13 protein-coding genes are annotated in these 17,493 nt (G+C 57.1%); 7 read left to right on the top strand and 6 right to left on the bottom strand.

Annotated elements, in window-relative coordinates:
• Positions 1-72 precede the first annotated feature (72 nt).
• The gene (locus tag SPI05_RS04475; protein WP_321076509.1) at positions 73-1,233 is read right to left on the bottom strand and encodes an NAD(P) transhydrogenase subunit alpha; all 1,161 of its coding nucleotides are present in this window, start codon (positions 1,231-1,233) and stop codon (positions 73-75) included.
• A gap of 252 nt (positions 1,234-1,485) precedes the next feature.
• Positions 1,486-3,153 (bottom strand): fumarate hydratase, encoded by a 1,668-nt coding sequence (locus SPI05_RS04470; RefSeq protein WP_321076507.1) that lies wholly within the window; start codon positions 3,151-3,153, stop codon positions 1,486-1,488.
• A gap of 413 nt (positions 3,154-3,566) precedes the next feature.
• Between SPI05_RS04470 and SPI05_RS04465 the strand changes: the two genes are divergently transcribed.
• The gene (locus tag SPI05_RS04465) at positions 3,567-4,880 is read left to right on the top strand and encodes an ATP-binding protein (protein ID WP_321076506.1); all 1,314 of its coding nucleotides are present in this window, start codon (positions 3,567-3,569) and stop codon (positions 4,878-4,880) included.
• 45 nt (positions 4,881-4,925) lie between these two features.
• Positions 4,926-5,738, top strand: coding sequence for a type I 3-dehydroquinate dehydratase (locus tag SPI05_RS04460; protein WP_321076504.1), 813 nt, complete (start codon positions 4,926-4,928; stop codon positions 5,736-5,738).
• Between the two features lie 110 nt (positions 5,739-5,848).
• Here the strand turns inward: SPI05_RS04460 and dnaG are convergent, their stop codons facing one another.
• Positions 5,849-7,933 (bottom strand): DNA primase, encoded by a 2,085-nt coding sequence (dnaG, locus tag SPI05_RS04455; RefSeq protein WP_321076503.1) that lies wholly within the window; start codon positions 7,931-7,933, stop codon positions 5,849-5,851.
• A gap of 26 nt (positions 7,934-7,959) precedes the next feature.
• Positions 7,960-9,261: a deoxyguanosinetriphosphate triphosphohydrolase gene (locus tag SPI05_RS04450; RefSeq protein ID WP_321076501.1), complete on the bottom strand. Its 1,302-nt coding sequence runs from the start codon at positions 9,259-9,261 to the stop codon at positions 7,960-7,962.
• Between the two features lie 339 nt (positions 9,262-9,600).
• Between SPI05_RS04450 and SPI05_RS04445 the strand changes: the two genes are divergently transcribed.
• Positions 9,601-10,380, top strand: coding sequence for a hypothetical protein (locus SPI05_RS04445; protein WP_321076499.1), 780 nt, complete (start codon positions 9,601-9,603; stop codon positions 10,378-10,380).
• Positions 10,381-10,390: 10 nt separating this feature from the next.
• Here the strand turns inward: SPI05_RS04445 and dusB are convergent, their stop codons facing one another.
• Both dusB and SPI05_RS04435 read right to left on the bottom strand, forming a co-directional pair.
• The gene (gene dusB, locus SPI05_RS04440; protein WP_321076497.1) at positions 10,391-11,674 is read right to left on the bottom strand and encodes a tRNA dihydrouridine synthase DusB; all 1,284 of its coding nucleotides are present in this window, start codon (positions 11,672-11,674) and stop codon (positions 10,391-10,393) included.
• Positions 11,675-11,719: 45 nt separating this feature from the next.
• Positions 11,720-13,093 carry a glycine--tRNA ligase gene (locus tag SPI05_RS04435; RefSeq protein WP_414601964.1) on the bottom strand — a complete coding sequence of 458 codons (1,374 nt, stop codon included), beginning with the start codon at positions 13,091-13,093 and terminating at the stop codon, positions 11,720-11,722.
• Between the two features lie 281 nt (positions 13,094-13,374).
• Between SPI05_RS04435 and SPI05_RS04430 the strand changes: the two genes are divergently transcribed.
• The 4 genes from SPI05_RS04430 to SPI05_RS04415 all read left to right on the top strand — a co-directional run bounded on the left by SPI05_RS04430 (position 13,375) and on the right by SPI05_RS04415 (position 17,483).
• Positions 13,375-14,145, top strand: coding sequence for a hypothetical protein (locus SPI05_RS04430; RefSeq protein ID WP_321076492.1), 771 nt, complete (start codon positions 13,375-13,377; stop codon positions 14,143-14,145).
• 29 nt (positions 14,146-14,174) lie between these two features.
• On the top strand, positions 14,175-15,458 hold the full coding sequence (locus SPI05_RS04425) for an aminotransferase class III-fold pyridoxal phosphate-dependent enzyme (RefSeq protein WP_321076491.1): 1,284 nt from the start codon (positions 14,175-14,177) through the stop codon (positions 15,456-15,458).
• Between the two features lie 157 nt (positions 15,459-15,615).
• Positions 15,616-16,470, top strand: a complete 855-nt coding sequence (locus tag SPI05_RS04420; protein WP_321076489.1) for a transketolase — start codon at positions 15,616-15,618, stop codon at positions 16,468-16,470.
• 2 nt (positions 16,471-16,472) lie between these two features.
• Entirely contained in the window at positions 16,473-17,483 is a 1,011-nt protein-coding gene (locus SPI05_RS04415; protein WP_321076487.1) for a transketolase family protein, read from the top strand.
• Positions 17,484-17,493: the final 10 nt, after the last annotated feature.

The following is a 17,493-nucleotide window of genomic DNA, read 5'->3' as shown; positions in this document are numbered from 1 at the left end:
GCCCCGAGGCATCGATTAGGGCGACCTCACCGTTGACCGGCCGACCGCTCCAATCGTCACAATCTCAGGTCTTTAGGCCAGGCCCATCGCCTCGCGCGCACCAACGTGAACGATTTCGCCGTCGATAGTCGTGAGGGTCTTGGCGATGATTTCATCGCTGCGATCCAGGACGATTTGGCCGTCCTTGACCAGGAAGTCCACGAAGTTGGCAATGTTCTTGGCGAACATGAAGGTCGAACTCTTCGGCAGCATACCGGGGATGTTCTTGATTCCCACCAGGGTGACGTGGTGCTTGACTTCCACCTTGCCCGGAGGCGTGATTTCGCAGTTGCCGCCTTGGTCAATGGAAATATCCACGATGACCGAACCGGGCTTCATGGATTTCACCATATCTTCGGTAATGAGTCGTGGAGCCAAATGGCCCGGCACCAGCGCCGAAGCAAAGATAATGTCCATGTCAGGAACTACCTTAGCCAGAGCGGCACGCTCTTTGACCAGCTCATCTTCCGGCAGGGCCTGGGCATAGCCGCCTTCACCAATAGCCTTCTCGGGGTCTACCCCAAGTTCGACCGGCTTGGCACCCAGGGAAGTAGCCTGTTCGGATGCCATCGGGCGAATGTCGGCAGCGTGCACCACGGCACCCAGACGCTTCGCGGTAGCCAGGGCTTGCAAACCGCCCACGCCTACCCCGACGACCAGCACCTTCAGCGGGTCAATCCGTCCGATAGCGCTGTGAATCAACGGCATAAAGGACGGCTGGTAGTTCGCCGCCAACAGGATGCCTTTATACCCGGCACACGTACTCATCGAAGTCAGGGCGTCCAAGTTTTGTGCCCGAGAAATACGCGGCACACCGTCCAAAGTCAGCGAAATAACACCCTGCGCCGCCATCTCCTTGACCATCTCGTGGTTGGGTGGAGCAGCCGGGTGAATAAACGTAATTAAGTATTGACCTTTATGCATCATCGAAACTTCGGAGCGACCCTTGGCCTCGTTGAACAGCGGTTCCTTGACTTTCAAAATCAGGTCCGCCCGCTGGTAGATTTCTTCCGGATCGCTAACCATCTCAGCTCCGGCCGAGACATACTCCGGATCGTGGAAGAAGGAACCTTCCCCAGCACCGGTTTCGACCAGGACGGTTAAGCCCTTCCCGACCATATCTGCCACCGTTTCCGGGGTAGCAGCCACGCGCTCTTCACCGCTCATAATTTCCTTGGGTACACCAATAATCATCGTAAAAAACCCTCCGCGAATACTTCGTTGTACACACAGCTCATGGGTTCATGAGTTGGACGATAAAAAGTGTATCGCATGGAAGTTGTTTTTATCCGTGTATTTAGCCCCATATTTAATCCAGGGGTGCATTCACGTTCTGGGGGCATTTTCACCACTAATCACCCGTATAGCGTTACAACCTGCACCTATAGAACGGGCGCCCCGAAGATTAACTCCCCCGAGGCGCCCGCCCTAGAAAACCGATGATGACTACTTCTTTGGCGGCACCTTCAAGGTGAGCACTACCTTGTCCAAGCCCTCGAAGAAATTGTTTCCCTTATCGTCCACCACGATGAAAGCCGGGAAGTCCTCGACTTCAATCTTCCACACAGCTTCCATGCCGAGCTCGGGGTACTCCAGCACCTCGACCTTCTTGATGGAATGGGCGGCCAGCTCCGCGGCGGGACCGCCGATAGAACCGAGGTAAAAACCACCGTGCTTGCGGCAGGCGTCGGTGACGACCTGGCCACGATTGCCCTTGGCCAGCATAATCATCGAGCCGCCGTGGGCTTGGAACAGATCCACATAGGGATCCATACGCGAAGCCGTGGTCGGCCCGAATGACCCGGAAGGCATTCCCTCGGGGGTTTTCGCTGGACCCGCGTAGTAAACCGGGTGGTCTTTGAAGTATTGGGGCAGGTCACCTTCCTGTTCCAGACGGTCGCGGAGTTTGGCATGAGCGATGTCACGAGCCACGATGAGGGTTCCGGTCAGGGAAAGTCGGGTCTTGATGGGGTACTTGGTGAGTTCAGCAAGGACGTCCTTCATCGGGCGGTTCAAGTCAATCTTAACCGCTTCGTCCCCGCCAAGTTCCGCGGTCGTGGGGTCGGGCATAAAACGTCCCGGATCGGTGTCCAGGGCTTCGATGAACACCCCATCCTTGTTAATCTTTGCTACGCACTGCCGGTCGGCTGAGCAGGAAACCGCGATAGCAACCGGCAGGGAAGCGCCGTGACGCGGCAGACGCACCACCCGCACGTCATGGCAGAAATACTTACCGCCGAACTGGGCGCCGATGCCCATGTGTCGGGTCAGTTCCAGGACTTCCGCTTCCATCTCGAGGTCGCGGAACCCTTGCGCCTGTTCGCCGCCGTGGGTGAGCAAGCCGTCCAGGTAGTGCGCCGAAGCGTACTTCGCGGTCTTGAGCGTGTATTCCGCGGAAGTGCCGCCGATGACGATTGCCAAGTGATAGGGCGGGCAGGCAGCCGTGCCGAGGGAACGAATCTTTTCCTCCAGGAACTGCATCATATGTTCAGGGTCAAGAATCGCCTTGGTCATCTGGTAGAGGTAGGACTTGTTGGCCGAGCCGCCACCCTTGGCCATAAACAGGAAACGGTACTCCGCTTCGTGTCCCGGGGCAGTCTCGGCATACAGCTCCACCTGCGCCGGAAGGTTGCACCCGGTGTTCTTTTCCTCGTACATAGAAAGGGGGCTGTTTTGGGAATACCGCAAGTTCAGCTTTGTGTAAGCGTTGTAAACCCCGCGGGACAGCGCTTCTTCATCCGGGCCGGGAGTCAACACGTGCTGACCGCGCTCACCCTTGATAATGGCGGTGCCCGTGTCCTGACACATGGGTAGAACCCCCGCTGCCGCGATGTTTGCGTTACGCAACAGGTCCATCGCTACGAATTTGTCGTTGCCCGACGCCTCCGGGTCGTCGAGAATCTTGCGCAACTGCTCCAGGTGAGCGGTACGCAGGTAGTGGGAAATGTCGTGGAACGCGGTCTCGGCCAGCAGGGTCAGCGCGTCTGGCGAAACTTTCAAAAATTTGGCGCCATCCGGCCCTTCGACTTCACTAACCCCCTCGCTGGTCAGTTTGCGGTATGTATAAGTGTCCTCACCGTGCGGCAGGATATCAGCATAGAAAAAATCGGCCACTTTTGCCCCTTTGCTTTGGTGTTTTTGTGCGTTTTGATTCTAACGCCCCGGCTTTGTCGCTCTCCCCTGTAAGGCTTTAAACCGGAGGATTCCAGCTCATCAGGCCTCAGAGCTATGTTTTGATTTTCGCAAGCCTGACTAAAGAAAAAACGTTCCCGCTCCGCGGCCTCGGAATAACTTGAGCCTCCACTTCGTTCCGGCTCAGTACCTCACTCGTCCTGCGTCGCTTTCCTTGGGTTGCATTTTCGACGATTCGGTACGTCCCCCAACCACGACAAGATTTGCGGAATTGCGAACAGCCAGCAATTATGCCAGTTTTACAACAAATAAAATAATTTTTTGCCACAAAACCTGTGGTAAAATCCGATTAAATGCCAAATAAATGGCTTTCAACGCACTCAAGGAGGGCAAGTATGGAACGCGACGCCATGCAGCAACTCGTGGCTTGGCGGAACACCCCAGCCCGAAAACCCCTGATTGTCCAGGGTGCCCGCCAGGTCGGTAAGACCTGGTTGATAAACGAGTTCGGACGCCTGTATTTCCGCGATGTCGCCTACTTTCACCTGCTCTATGACGAAACTGCCAGCAGCATTTTCAACGAACGACTCAATCCGGCGCGAATCATGGATGCGCTGAGCCTTCTGAGTGGCAAACGGGTTGGCACCCCGGACACCCTGATTTTTCTCGATGAAATCCAGGCCACCCCTCGGGCTTTGACTGCCCTGAAATTCTTTCAGGAAGAACACCCCGAGGTTCCGGTTATTGCCGCCGGTTCCCTGCTTGGTGTCTCGATGCATCAGGGCGTGTCCTGGCCGGTGGGTAAGGTTGATTACCTGAACATTCACCCGCTCACTTTCCGCGAATTCCTGCAAGCCTCGGGCGAGGGCCCGATGGTAGGCGCCCTGGACAGCGATGATTGGACGTTGATTTCCCCTCTACAAGCCATATTTATGGATTACCTGCGCCGGTATTTTTTTCTGGGCGGAATGCCCGAAGTCGTCCAAACCTTCCTGGACACCGGAGATTACATGGCGGCGCGCAACCTGCAGCTGAAGTTACTGCGCGATTACCGGGAGGATTTTTCCACCCACGCGGGCTCACACTTGGCTGAACGCATCCGACTGATTTGGGATTCTACCCCCGCCCAACTTGCCCGCGAGAACAAGAAATTCGTGTACTCTGCGGTGCGTACTGGGGCGCGCGCCCGCGGTTACGAGGAAGCCATCCAGTGGCTCACCGATGCCGGGCTGTTGCTGCGGATAAATCGCGTTAAGGCCGGAAAGCTGCCCTTGAGCGGATACACCGACCGTGATGCCTTCAAACTGTTCGTCTTTGACACCGGTTTACTCGGCGCCTTAAGCGGCTTGGACGGTGAAACCGTCTTGAAGGAAAACCGTCTTTTCACCGAGTTCAAGGGTGCCCTGCTGGAAAACTTCGTCTGCCAGGAGCTCGTTGCGACCGGCTGGGAGCCCCGCTATTGGTCAGCCGAAGCCTCCAGTGGCGAGGTTGATTTTGTCCTGCAACACGGCGGCAAAGTCATCCCGCTCGAGGTGAAATCCGCACCCAAGCAAAGAGCCCGTTCCCTGGGCGCGTTCATGAAACGCTACGAATTACCCCTCGGCGTGCGCGTTTCCCCTGCCGAATTCGGGCACGGCGAAAGCACCCTCAACTTGCCGCTTTACGGCCTGTCTCGCCTTGGTTCCACGCTCAACAAACCCGTTCAATAGTCAGGGTCGCAACTTTCGGATTGCCACCCGGGCTAAAATCGAACCATGACGGAATTATTTGCGGATTGGCGCCGGCCCACTTTTATAACCTCGGTGAATCCGGGGATGCTGGGCTATGAACGGCTCATCCGCGATATGCATCCGCGAGTCGAACTGGTCGAGATTCGTTTGGATGGGGCGTGGCTGTCCCGCGGATGTTTCCAAGGCACGAAACATGACTTTACCGAAGTCGCAAACCTCCTCCGGCAGGCTCGCGAACAGGTCAAACGCCCTATCTTGGCGACTTTCCGGACCGAGGGAGGACCCGTCTCTATTACCACGGAAGTTTATGAACGCCTCGTGGCGCAGGCCGCGAAGTGCGCCGACTGGGTGGATGTCGAGTCGAATTATCCTTTCATTAGCATGACTGCGGAACAAGCCGCCGCCGCGGCCGAGGATCCCCACGCGCAAGAGGACAATGAGAAACGGTTGGGGAGCCTGTTGCGTAACATTCACGCCAACGGTACGGGCGTCATCCTGTCCCGTCACTGTTGGGAGCCTTCCCCAAACAGCGAGAAGGAAGTCAGTGACCTGCTAATTTATCAGCTCAACTTGGGAGCGGACGTGTCTAAGGCAGCTTTTTCTCCGCGAACCCCCCAACAACTGGCAAATCTCCAGCAAGGCGGCAAGACCACTTTCCTGCTGACCCACAGACCCACGATTTTGATTGGGATGGGCGAACTGGGCCAGCCCACCCGTTTAGCGGGTCCACAGATGGGTAACTGGGGTACTTTTGTCACGGTGGGTGGTCCCCAGTCTGCGCCGGGGCAACTGCCCTTGGCACAACTAGAACTGCGCTATCCGGCGTCCGGTTTTTAGGTCGCAGTCCCGATAATCTTCCCTAACTTTGAGATATCCCGGCGCTTGTACGGACTATGGCGCAAGGTCGCAAATTGTGTGGATCTGCCCGCACGGGTACATAAAACAGGTCAGAATTCGGGGTTTAGTTCGCGCATTCGGTTTTCCAAATCAATGAGTTTGGCAAAAACTTCTGGCTTTTCCGGCGAGTTGGAGTCGAGACGGCGCAATTGGGCTTTCAGGCTGGCGATTTTGGCGTTCAGACCTTTGCGTTCCATGGATTCCACCGCGTTTTTCACCCAAGACTCCGCCGCGGACTGGGTTTCCTGGGCTGACTGATTCGTTTCATACAGGGGAGCCGGACGGGTCGCTAGGTTAGTCAACGCCCCCACTAAAACAGGGCCGGCCTGGGCTTTCACCGCCGCAGCCCACCGGTTCAGAGCCAGATTTCCCGGATTTGGTTCACCCGCTGCTTGGGCGGCCTCAGCTAGGCGCTGATATTCCTCGGCGCCTCCAATCGCGGCGATGACTTCAAAGATGGCGCGCAAAGTGGGTTGGGTGAAACTCTGCGGATCCAACGCGTCAAAAGCGGTCTGGGCAGCTAAACCCGGAAACTGCAAAGCTGCTATCAGCACATCACGTTCCACCCGCCAAATCGGATCGGTGTCCACCGCCGGGTCCAGCCGAGTTTGCGGAAAAATCTGGGTCGAGCCCGCCGCGGCACCACCGGCCAGGTTTGCGGGATTGACGCCGTTTCCACTACCTTGTGAAGCGTTGCCGGGTCCCCCCGGTCCCGAACGTGACGACCGGTCGGAGCTGGCGCCAGCGCGCTGCTGGGCACGAATCCGTTTCCAAGCCTCATTGACCGCGTACCAGGTGTCCCTGACATTAGCCCCCAACCAGCCGCTCAGTTGCTTCACGTATTCGGTTCGCAATGCCTTGTCGCGAATTTCCGCCACCACTGGGGCTGCCGCGCGCATAGCTTCGATGCGGGCTGCGGGGCTTTCCAAGTCATATTTAGAGATGATGGTTTTCAACACGAAATCAAATAGGGGTCGGCGACTCTCAATCAGGTCGCGAACCGCTCCGGGACCGCGCTGCATCCGCAAATCACAGGGATCCAAACCATCGTCAGCGACTGCCACAAAAGCCTGGGAGGCAAAGTCCTGATCAGTGCGGAAAGCCTTGAGAGCTGCGGCTTGCCCGGCGGCATCACCGTCAAAAGTGAAGATGACCTCTCCACCACGTGGAGGCAGGCCGCCAGGTAGCTTCAACGAGGAGGCGCTGTCCGCGGAAGTCCCAATGAACCGGCGAATCTGTTTCGCGTGTTCGTCTGTAAACGCGGTACCGCAGGTCGCGACCGCGGTGGTGATGCCGGACAAATGCGCCGCCATCACGTCGGTGTAGCCCTCGACTATGACGCAGCGCCGCTCTTTACCGATGTTCGGCCGCGCCAAATCCAGACCGTAGAGCACCGAAGATTTGTGATAAATCGGGGATTCTGGGGTGTTGATGTATTTCGGGACTTGCGGATCTGAATCGTCTAAACGCCGCCCGCCGAAACCCAGTATGGCTCCGGTCGCATCTTTGATAGGCCACATAACTCGATCCCGAAACACGTCATAGATGCCGCGTTGCCCCCGTTTACCCAGACCGACCGTCACGATTTCCTGATCGGTGAAGCCTTTCGAACGGAGGTAATCGGTGAGGTTGTTCCAGCCGGGTGGGGCGTAGCCCATGCCAAAACGGGCGGCGTCTTGGGACGTGAAAGCTCGCCCTTCGATGAAATTTCGCGCCGTCCCTGCCCCCGGCGACACGAGTTGGGATACAAAAAAGTCCTGCGCTACCTGGTTGCATTCCAACAGGCGCTGCCGTGTCCCCGGCTCCACGTGCTCTTTCGTGACGGCCGCGCCCTCTACGTAATGCATCGTGATTCCGGCTTTCGCGGCTAAAAACTCGACAGCTTCGGGGAAAGTCAGCCCCTCGATGCGCTGTACAAAGTCGATGGTGTCCCCGCCCTCACCGCAACCGAAGCAGTGCCACATATTGCGCACCGGCGTCACACTAAAAGACGCCGTTTTTTCGTCATGGAACGGGCACAAGCCCATCAGTGAACTGCCTTTACGCTGCAGGCTCACATAGTCGCTGACCACCGACTCAATGGGGATAGCTTCGCGTACCTTTTGCAGGTCATCAGGGTCGAACTTGGAAGCCATGCAATCATACTAGCCTAAGTTTTAGGTCAGACGGGTTGGGTAATCATCCCCACTAAACGGGCATGCCAGGCGGCTGCCGACAGGTCGGTCAAGCTCGCTACCTGGTCTATTACTGCCCGGAGGCGTCCGGCGTCTCGACCCAGATGATGCTCTTCCGCGCGCAGCCACTCGGCTCGATAAGGCTCCTGCAAGACCCGTTGCCCGGTGGCTTCCTGCTCCAGTAGTGCCCACACCAAGTCGGAGAGCATTTGTTGTTGCGTCAAGTGGTCATGAGTGGTTTCGCGGGGCGCCATGACGTAATACACGGCGATGCCTTTGAGCAACAGGATTTCCGCTTGGGTTTCGAGGGGGACGATTACGTCCGCGTCATAGCGAGCCAGAGGGCGTTCTCCGTATCGTTGGCAGGTAGCGTCGTGACAGGCTAACGCGAATCTCCCAATGAGCTGGGACGTCAGGTCTTTTAAAGCGGCTTGAGAACGGTAATCCGCCACCGGTTCGGTCAGCCAGAAAGGCATTTGACGCAGCCTTTCGTGGGCGGCCGCCAAATCGTCCGCACTGAACTTGCCCGGTCCGAAAGAACTCGCGTACCAACGCCTTGTGATGTCAACCACGTCAACAAAAGTTCTTTCGCTTTCCAGGTCTCCCAAGCTGGCTGACCCGAGGGCCACCGCGTCCTCGACATCGTGGACTGAGTAGCCAATGTCGTCAGCGAGGTCCATAACTTGAGCCTCGATGCAGCGGTGATTCTCGGGGGCGCCGGTGCGCAGCCACTGGAAAACGTCCCGGTCTTCGGCATAAACCCCAAACTTGGGGGAATCCGCACCATAGGGTCCCTCACCACGTAGCCAAGGGTATTTCGCGATGGCATCGAGAGTGGCGCGGGTCAGGTTCAACCCCACCCACTGACCTTGGGGACTGACGACTTTCGGCTCCAGGCGGGTCACCAGGCGCAACGTCTGGGCGTTACCCTCAAACCCGCCAATATCCTTGGCTAAATCATTGAGCACTCGCTCCCCGGAATGTCCGAAGGGCGGATGCCCTAAGTCGTGAGCCAGGCAAGCCGCATCGACCACGTCCGGGTCGCACCCCAGGCCCTTGCCAAGTTCGCGCCCTACCTGGGCGACTTCCAGGGAATGAGTCAGGCGCGTGCGCGAAAAATCATTGGCAATCGGCCCCAATACCTGAGTTTTTTCACCGAGCCGGCGTAGCGCGGAGGAATGGAGTATCCGCGCCCGGTCGCGCTCAAAATCGCTGCGTTGCCCGCGTTTATGCGTCTCGGTCACAAAGCGTTCATGCACGTCTGCCGGATATACCCCAATCTCATTCACACTTCCACCTTACCGACCCAATCCAGGTTTCACCATATAACACCTACATTTGTCGGTGTTCTTACAAAACCGTCTGATGCAAAGTGAGCATGGAGGTTTGTAAAATACCCCCATACAGAACAGGCTTCAAAACCCGGGTAAGGAGAATATGCCATGAAAACAAGAACTGTTTTTGACTCCCGTTCTGGTAATGGTCAAGGCGATATCCTGGCTCAGACATGGAATAAGGGCATATGGCTACCACCAGGACAGATTCAGGGTTTGATTACCGCCTATTGCCAAGGACCAACGTTATGCCCGAATTGGATTAATTCAGCCCGCCCAGCATAAGCGACAATCATGTTGGATTTTCTTGACATAGCCGATTTGCTTGGCTGGCATGATGTAGAAGTGATGGAATCCGTTGAAACCAGCGAGTTCCCTACTATTTACCCGGTGATGGATATCGCCAGGGATTCGGATTGGCCTTATGCTGATATGACTCGGCCTATTACCCGCGAAAGCCAGCTCAAGGAATACTTGGATTCCCGTCTGGAGCCCCTGCGGTCAAATTTTTCCTGGCGGGAGGCCTTTACCACGCTCAGCAACCTTGGGGTCTACACTTGGAAACTAAGACGTTATCTCCAGAACACTGATGCGATTAATTTTGACACCGTCACAGAAATCATGCGAGCGCACGTCGATAATTTCCTAAACCACAAGAATCAATCCGTGCGTCAGCCGAGTGGATTCGCCCTGCCAAAATATTGCAATGAATACGTTATTAGCGACCTTTTTCGAGGCGTTATTGGAATCCCCTTTGGATGGAGTGTAGTTTCCGCAGCGGTCGTAAACTCGCCAAATGTGGAGGTAGATGATTCTCTCGGTCGAGCCCATTATATATTCACGAAAAAACCAAGTTTTCAAGTAGATTGCCAAAAGCTACTGCAAGCTATTGAGGCCCGCGGAAAGGATTTATTTCCACCAGAAACAGCTAATGTGATTTCAGCGCATGATTTCACGGGAATTCCGTATCGGCGCGCCTGGGCAATGCAGCAACACGGCCAGTTGAATCAAGGCAACCTTATAGAGGAATTTGCTTCTAGACTAGCTGAGCTGCACTCACTGCACGAACAATAGACCCAGCTGACTAGGCGCCGTAAGGATCCGCCGCGTCTTCCCCCAAGTGAAGTATGCGCGCGGTTGCATCATCGATTTCGCGGGTGTCAAGCCAGCCTTCGGGCAGCTTGACGTGACGCTGGGCGCGAGAACGTCCATGTTTTCCGGTGGCAGCTTGCGGGTACGGCGTGTTCGGGTCCAGCGACTGCACAAGGTCGTGCAGGCGACTTTCCAGGTCATCTAACGTTTCGATGCGGGTCAGCTCCGCTCGAGTAGCTCCGCCCAGGTTGAAACCTCGCAAGTACCACCCCACGTGTTTGCGCATATCCCGCAGAGCCGCCGGTTCGTTGCCGAAATGTTCCACCAAGCCGCGGGCGTGAGCCAGGATAATCGCAGCAATTTCGCCCAAGGTCGGTCCCGCAGGAATCGGCTGGCCCCACAAAGCTGCCGTGATTTCACGAAAAATCCAGGGCCGGCCTTGTACAGCGCGGCCAATTTCGATGCCCGCACACCCGGTCTGCGCAAACATTTCCAGCGCGTCCTGGGCGGAAAACACATCACCGTTGCCCAACACGGGAATGTCCAACGCGTCGACCAGTTCGGCAATCCGCGACCAATCAGAGTGCCCGGAATAATACTGGTTCGTGGTGCGAGCGTGCAGCGTGAGCGCAGCTGCCCCTGCGTCCTGAGCGGCCCGCCCCGCGTCCAGCAACGTTTCGTGAGCCTCGTCAATCCCGACCCGGATTTTTACGGTGACCGGCACGTCCACGCTGCGTCCGGCCTCTCTTGACGCCCCTTGTGCCGCTCTCACCACCTGACCGATAAGGTCTCCAAAATACGCGGTTTTCCACGGCAGAGCCGCTCCCCCACCTTTGCGGGTAACCTTCGGAACCGGGCAACCGAAATTCAAATCAATAACATCAACTAGGTCCCGAATGATGAGTTCACGAGCCGCCCGGGCCAGGTCGGCCCCTACAACCCCGTAAAGCTGCAGCACTCGAACAGTTTGCCCCGGCCCGGATTGCGCCATAATCCACGAGCGCGCCGAGTCCATCAACAGTGCTTTCGCGGTAATCATCTCGTTGACAAACATTCCCTCGACGCCGCGAAGCGTCCCGGATGCCCCGCCCAGGCGGGACGCGGAAGCAAACTCCGGTGGCAGACCTTGACGGGAAAACTCCGCACACAAGTCGCGAAACGGCGCATTCGTCACCCCCGCCATCGGCGCTAACGCAATGGGTGTCGTGAACTCTACCTCACCAATCCGCAGAGGCGGGTATTTACACTGTGGACACTGTGGATGCTGTGGAGCCAAAAATGCCTCCGCCCGGTATTTCAGACGCGGAAAATCGCCGCATCACTAGCAAATCGGCAAGTAATCGCGCAGGTAGGCGACCAGGCTATCACGCCCGATACGCTCTTGGGTCATAGTGTCGCGTTCGCGAATCGTCACGGCCTGGTCCTCTAGGGAATCAAAGTCCACGGTGACGCAGTAGGGCGTGCCGATTTCGTCTTGACGGCGGTAGCGGCGCCCCACAGCCCCGGCATCGTCATATTCCACGTTCCAGTATTTGCGCAGTTCAGCGGCGATATTTTGGGCGATTTCAGGCAGCTCGTCCTTGCGAGACAGCGGCAGGACCGCCACCTTAACCGGGCTCAGGCGCGGGTCGAGGCGCAGCACGGTCCGCTTGTCCACCCCACCCTTGGTGTTCGGGGCTTCGTCCTCGGTGTAGGCCTCAATCAGGAAAGCCATCAGGGAGCGGGTCAAACCGGCGGATGGCTCGATAACGTAGGGAATCCAGCGCTTGTCGTTAGCCTGGTCGTAGTAATCGAGTTTTTGGCCGCTGGCGTCCATATGTACGCCCAGGTCATAGTCGGTACGATTGGCGATTCCCTCCAGCTCGCCCCACTTGGAGTTTTCAAAGCCGAAAGCGTACTCGATATCCACCGTGCGCTTGGAATAGTGCGACAGCTTTTCCTTCGGGTGTTCGTACAACCGCAGGTTTTCTGCCTTAATCCCCAGGTCGGTGTACCACTCAAAGCGGTGGTCAATCCAGTACTGGTGCCATTCTTCGTCGGTGCCGGGTTCCACAAAGAACTCCAGCTCCATCTGTTCAAACTCGCGGGTGCGGAAGATGAAGTTGCCCGGAGTGATTTCGTTGCGGAAAGACTTGCCAATCTGGCCGATACCAAAAGGCGGGCGCTTCCGGGCGGTCGTCATTACATTGGCAAAGTTGATAAAGATACCTTGGGCGGTTTCCGGGCGCAGGAAGTGCAGGCCGGATTCGTCGTCCACCGGGCCGAGGTAGGTTTTAAGCAGTCCCGAGAAGGCCCTAGGCTCCGTCCACTTCCCTTTGACGCCACAGTTCGGGCAGGAGACGTCATCCATGCTGACGTCATCAGGTTTCGCGATGTCGTGTTTCTCGGCATACTCTTCCTGTAGGTCGTCCTCACGCAAGCGCTTGTGGCAGTTGAGACATTCGATGAGCGGGTCGGTGAAAGCCTTGAGGTGGCCCGAGGCGTCCCACACTTTCGGCGGCAAAATCACCGAGGAGTCCAGGCCCACCACGTCCTCGCGGGAACGTACCATGTAGTTCCACCAGGCCTTTTTGATGTTTTCCTTCAGTTCTACGCCCAAGGGGCCGTAGTCCCACGCCGCGCGCGTCCCGCCATAGATGTCACCACATGGGTAAACAAAACCGCGGCGTTTCGCCAAAGAAATTACTGAATCCATCGTTGATGCCACTTGTGCTCCTTATTGGTGTCACTTTCTGCCGTCCCGCGCTTTTTCGAGTTTTCCAGCGGGAAGGTACCAGCCCTAGTTTAGCTGGCAAACCTCCGGGGACGAATTCGGTGCCGACTCCCGGCCCGAACCGCACTTGTGAATCCGAGAATATGGGAGCATTTCGGTTTAGATTACGAAAAAACACTCCCGGAAACCGCTGCACAAAATTTGGATTCCACTCTATAATTGCATTTGCCAGGTAAACACAAAACACACGATGAGGTGGGTTTATGAATCAAACTGCTATGGCTGCCGTCAATCTTAAGGCAGTTTTGCGTACACTCGAGAAGCTCCCGGAGCTCGACCCCAAGTCGAAACAGCTCTTGGAGCATGTCCCGCTGACCTTGCAATTCAAGGCAGCGAACGTCGGTTCTGTCCGGCTTAAGCTGGGCAACGGCAAAATTGAGTTCTTCCCCGGTGGAGGTCCAGCTGACATGAGCCTGGGTTTCCCCGTGCCGAACATGGTGAACAAGATGTTCGAAGGCAAGGGGATTCCCGTACCGCTGAAAGGCTTCACGAAACTGAAGTACTTGACAGGTACGTTCACCGAGATTACCGACCGGTTGTCCTACTACTTGCGGCCGACCCCGCAGCTGCTGCAGGACCCCGAGTTCGCGAGGATTAACTCCCTGCTGACTCTGCACGTGGCGGTCTATGGGATGGCTGAGATTGCCAACGAGGACCCCAAGGGCGTCCAGGTCACCAAGGGAATGTGCGACGGCACTATCGGATTAAAGATTGAAAACGGTCCGGCTTTGACCATGGTCATCAATGACCATCACGCCCGCATCGTCGACGGCGATGAGCCCAAGGCCGCGGGTCCTCACGGACGTCATGCCTTTATGGTCTTTTCCGATTTGGATACCACCGGTCAGGTCCTGCGCGGCGAGCTCGCATCCTATCCCGCTATCGGTCGAGAGCTGATTAAGCTGGGCGGATACGTTCCCCTGTTGGACAACATGAACAAGATCCTCGGCATGGTGCCGTTCTACTTGAGCTAGAAAACGCGCGTGAGGAAGGACAAAACAAAATGATGAAAACTTACGAACACACCAAGAGCCACGAATGGTACGAGCGCGCGGTTGAGGTTATCCCCGGCGGCGTCTATGGGCACTTGGGGCCGGCGGAAGGCTGTTTCATGCCTATCAGCGCCTACCCCCTGTTTGCCTCGAAAGCACAGGGCGCCTACTTCTGGGACGTGGACGGCAACAAGTACATCGACCTGATGTGCGCTTACGGCCCAATGATTCTGGGTTACAACGACCCCGACGTAGACAAGGCCGCAGCCGAACAGATTAAGACCCTGAACTGCGCGGTTCAGCCCGGCACCTTGATGGTCGAGCTGGCCGAGTTGATGGTCGACACGGTCGAGATGGCCGATTGGTCATTCTTTGCCAAGAACGGTGGCGACGCCACGAACTTCGCTTTGATGGTGGCGCGTGCCGCGACTGGGCGTGACAAGTTCATTGCCGTCAACGGCGGATACCACGGCGTGATCGGGTGGACCCAAGGCTGGGGTGCCCCGGGCGTGGGCAAGAAGGAAGTGGAAGACAAGCTGATGGTCAACTGGGGCGATACCGCGGCTGTCGAAGCATTGGTTTCCAAGTACAAGGGTGAAATAGCCGCCTTTATTGCTACCCCGTACCACCACCCCGTTTTCGAGGACAACGTGTTGCCTCCGGCGGGCTACTGGCAAAAGATCCGCTCGATCTGTGACCGCGAAGGCATCGTGTTGATTATCGACGACGTGCGTTGCGGCTGGCGTTTGGACGTGAAGGGTTCCGACTACCACTATGGCTTCAAGGCCGACCTGGAGTGCTTCTGCAAGGCCATTGGTAACGGGCACAACATCTCGGCCGTGACCGGTATCGAATCCCTGAAGGATCCCGCCGCTTCGGTGATGTGCACTGGTTCCTACTGGATGAGTGCCCCGCCGATGGCTGCGGCCATGGCCTGCATTAAGAAGATGCGCGAGATCGACGCCCCCAAGATTTGCCACGACAACGGCGTAAAGATCATTGACCGCTTAACCGAAGTGGCCAAGAAGAACGGATTCGACTACCGCTTCAGCGGCGAGCCGGCTCTGTTCTTCCACCAGATCAAGGGTCTGGAAGACAAAGAAGATCCGAACCTGTTGTTGCACCAGGCTTTCGTGGGTGAATGCGTGAAGCGTGGCGTGTTCATGACGAACCACCACAACCACTTCACGAACACCGCCTTGACCGACAAGGACATCGACTTTATCGGCGAAGTGGCCGACGAAGCCATGGGTGTCGTCAAGAACCGCTCCCGCGAGATTCTGTCGCAGGCTTAGAGGTGGGTTTTTCTGCTCGGGTCGGCTTGACCCAGAGCGGAACGAAGTGGAGCGGGTGGGTCAAAAGCCCTGAGCAAAAAACCCACCAGCCACACCACCTGAAAGCGCAAGATATCCGAAAACTTTCCCCAAAAACCTATTGAAGGAAGAAGAAAAAATGGCACTTAGTGCAGACGAACATAAGAAACTGGAAGAGACCGCGTTCCGGCTGCGGAAGCTGACCCTGGACACGGTTGTTTCTGCAGGTGGCGGTCACATTGGCGGCGCAATGTCCGCAATGGACTGCCTGACTGTCCTGTATCACCACGTCATGAACTTTAAGATGGACGATCCGACCCGCGACCGCTTCGTGTTGTCGAAGGGTCACATTGGTGTCGGCATGGCGCCGGTCTTGGCTGACCTGGGATGTTTCCCGAAGGATTGGTTGCCGACCTATTCGCATATCCAGTCCCACCTGGGCATGCACCTGGATGCCGGCAAGGTGCCCGGCCTGGACGCCTCCACCGGCTCGCTGGGTCACGGCTTGTCGCTGGCGGTTGGTATGGCCGCCGGGGCGCGTCAACTGGAGCAATCCTGGCGAACCTACTGCCTGATGGGCGACGGCGAATGCAACGAGGGCGCCATCTGGGAAGCCGCGATGAGTGCCGGCCAGTGGAAGCTGGACAACCTGTGCGGCATCGTCGACGTGAACCACGCCATGATTGACGGCATGACCGTCGACGTCATGGGCTTGGAGCCCTTCGAGGACAAGTGGCGCGCCTTCAACTGGGAAGTCATCAACGTCAAGGGCAGCTCGATCCCCGACCTGGTTGACGCCTTCGACAAGGCCAAGACCATCAAGGGCAAGCCGACCGTTTTGCTGATGGATACCGTCAAGGGCGAAGGCATCGACTTCATGGAAGGCGACTACACCTGGCACTACGGGTCAATCGACGACGAAAAGTACGCCAAGGCGTCTGAGTCATTGCAAAAACACTATGAGAAACGCCTGAGCGCGGTGAAAGGAGCGTAACCATGGCTGGAGGATTGACTTACACTTCGATTGACGCTGTCAACCTGACCACCGCTGAGGTCTATGGGCAAACCATGGTGGAGCTTGGTAAACAGGATCCGCGTATCGTCGGCTTGTCCGGCGACTTGGCGAAATCCACCAAGATCGCCCTGTTCCAAAAGGCTTTCCCGGAGCGTTTCTTTAATGCCGGCATCGCCGAACAAAACCTGTTTGGTGTGGCCGCTGGCTTGGCTAAGGCGGGCTTGATTCCCTTCGTGTCCACCTTCGCGGCCTTCGCTTCCATGCGTGCTTGCGAACAGGTACGTACAGATATCTGCTACCAGAACCTGAACGTGAAGATCATCGCCACCCACGCAGGTCTGTCCTTCGGCGCGGCGGGCACGACCCACCACGCCACTGAGGACATCGCGATTATGCGTTCCTTTGCGAACCTGGTGGTTATGTGTCCGGCCGACGGCCTTGAGGCCGCCTACTGTGTCCAGGCCGCCTACGAGCACGAAGGCCCGGTCTATCTGCGTCTGAACCGTGGTTTTGACCAGATCGTCTACCGCGACGAAATCCCGAACTTCGAGTTCGGCAAGGCGAACGTCCTGCGCGAAGGAACCGACTTGACCTTCATCGCCACCGGTTCCGGTGTGTGGCGCGCCTTGCAGGCCGCGGACATCCTGGCCAAGGAAGACGGCCTTTCGGTGAGGGTTTTGGACATTCACACCCTGAAGCCTATCGACGAGGAAGCCATCACCAAGGCCATCACCGAGACCCGGCGCATCATCACCGTCGAGGACCACAACACCATCGGTGGCCTGGGCACCGCGGTGGCTGATGTCGGCGCCACGACCCGCAAGGGCTACGTGCTGAAGAAGCTGGGCATCCCCGACGAATTCTCGGTTATCGGCCAGCCCGAAGATTTGTATTCCTACTACGGCTGGGACGAAAACGGCTGTGTCGAAGCCGCCCGCGAGGTCATGCACCTTGACTTCGAGGAGGACGACGACTGGGAAGACGAGTTCTAAGGTAGGCGCG

The sequence above is a fragment of the Mobiluncus sp. genome, assembly GCF_034180645.1.
Lineage (GTDB): Bacteria > Actinomycetota > Actinomycetes > Actinomycetales > Actinomycetaceae > Mobiluncus.
Note: the sequence above shows the minus strand (reverse complement) of the source record. Positions and strands in the feature narration are given on the sequence as shown.

What these genes read in the sequence shown, in the direction of transcription:
- dnaG (WP_321076503.1), bottom strand. Translation starts at nt 7,933, where the DNA reads ATGGCTTCCAAGTTCGACCCTGATGACCTGCAAAAGGTACGCGAAGCT.
- SPI05_RS04460 (WP_321076504.1), top strand. Translation starts at nt 4,926, where the DNA reads ATGACGGAATTATTTGCGGATTGGCGCCGGCCCACTTTTATAACCTCG.
- SPI05_RS04445 (WP_321076499.1), top strand. Translation starts at nt 9,601, where the DNA reads ATGTTGGATTTTCTTGACATAGCCGATTTGCTTGGCTGGCATGATGTA.
- SPI05_RS04425 (WP_321076491.1), top strand. Translation starts at nt 14,175, where the DNA reads ATGATGAAAACTTACGAACACACCAAGAGCCACGAATGGTACGAGCGC.
- SPI05_RS04420 (WP_321076489.1), top strand. Translation starts at nt 15,616, where the DNA reads ATGGCACTTAGTGCAGACGAACATAAGAAACTGGAAGAGACCGCGTTC.
- SPI05_RS04415 (WP_321076487.1), top strand. Translation starts at nt 16,473, where the DNA reads ATGGCTGGAGGATTGACTTACACTTCGATTGACGCTGTCAACCTGACC.
- SPI05_RS04475 (WP_321076509.1), bottom strand. Translation starts at nt 1,233, where the DNA reads ATGATTATTGGTGTACCCAAGGAAATTATGAGCGGTGAAGAGCGCGTG.
- SPI05_RS04430 (WP_321076492.1), top strand. Translation starts at nt 13,375, where the DNA reads ATGAATCAAACTGCTATGGCTGCCGTCAATCTTAAGGCAGTTTTGCGT.
- SPI05_RS04465 (WP_321076506.1), top strand. Translation starts at nt 3,567, where the DNA reads ATGGAACGCGACGCCATGCAGCAACTCGTGGCTTGGCGGAACACCCCA.
- SPI05_RS04435 (WP_414601964.1), bottom strand. Translation starts at nt 13,093, where the DNA reads ATGGATTCAGTAATTTCTTTGGCGAAACGCCGCGGTTTTGTTTACCCA.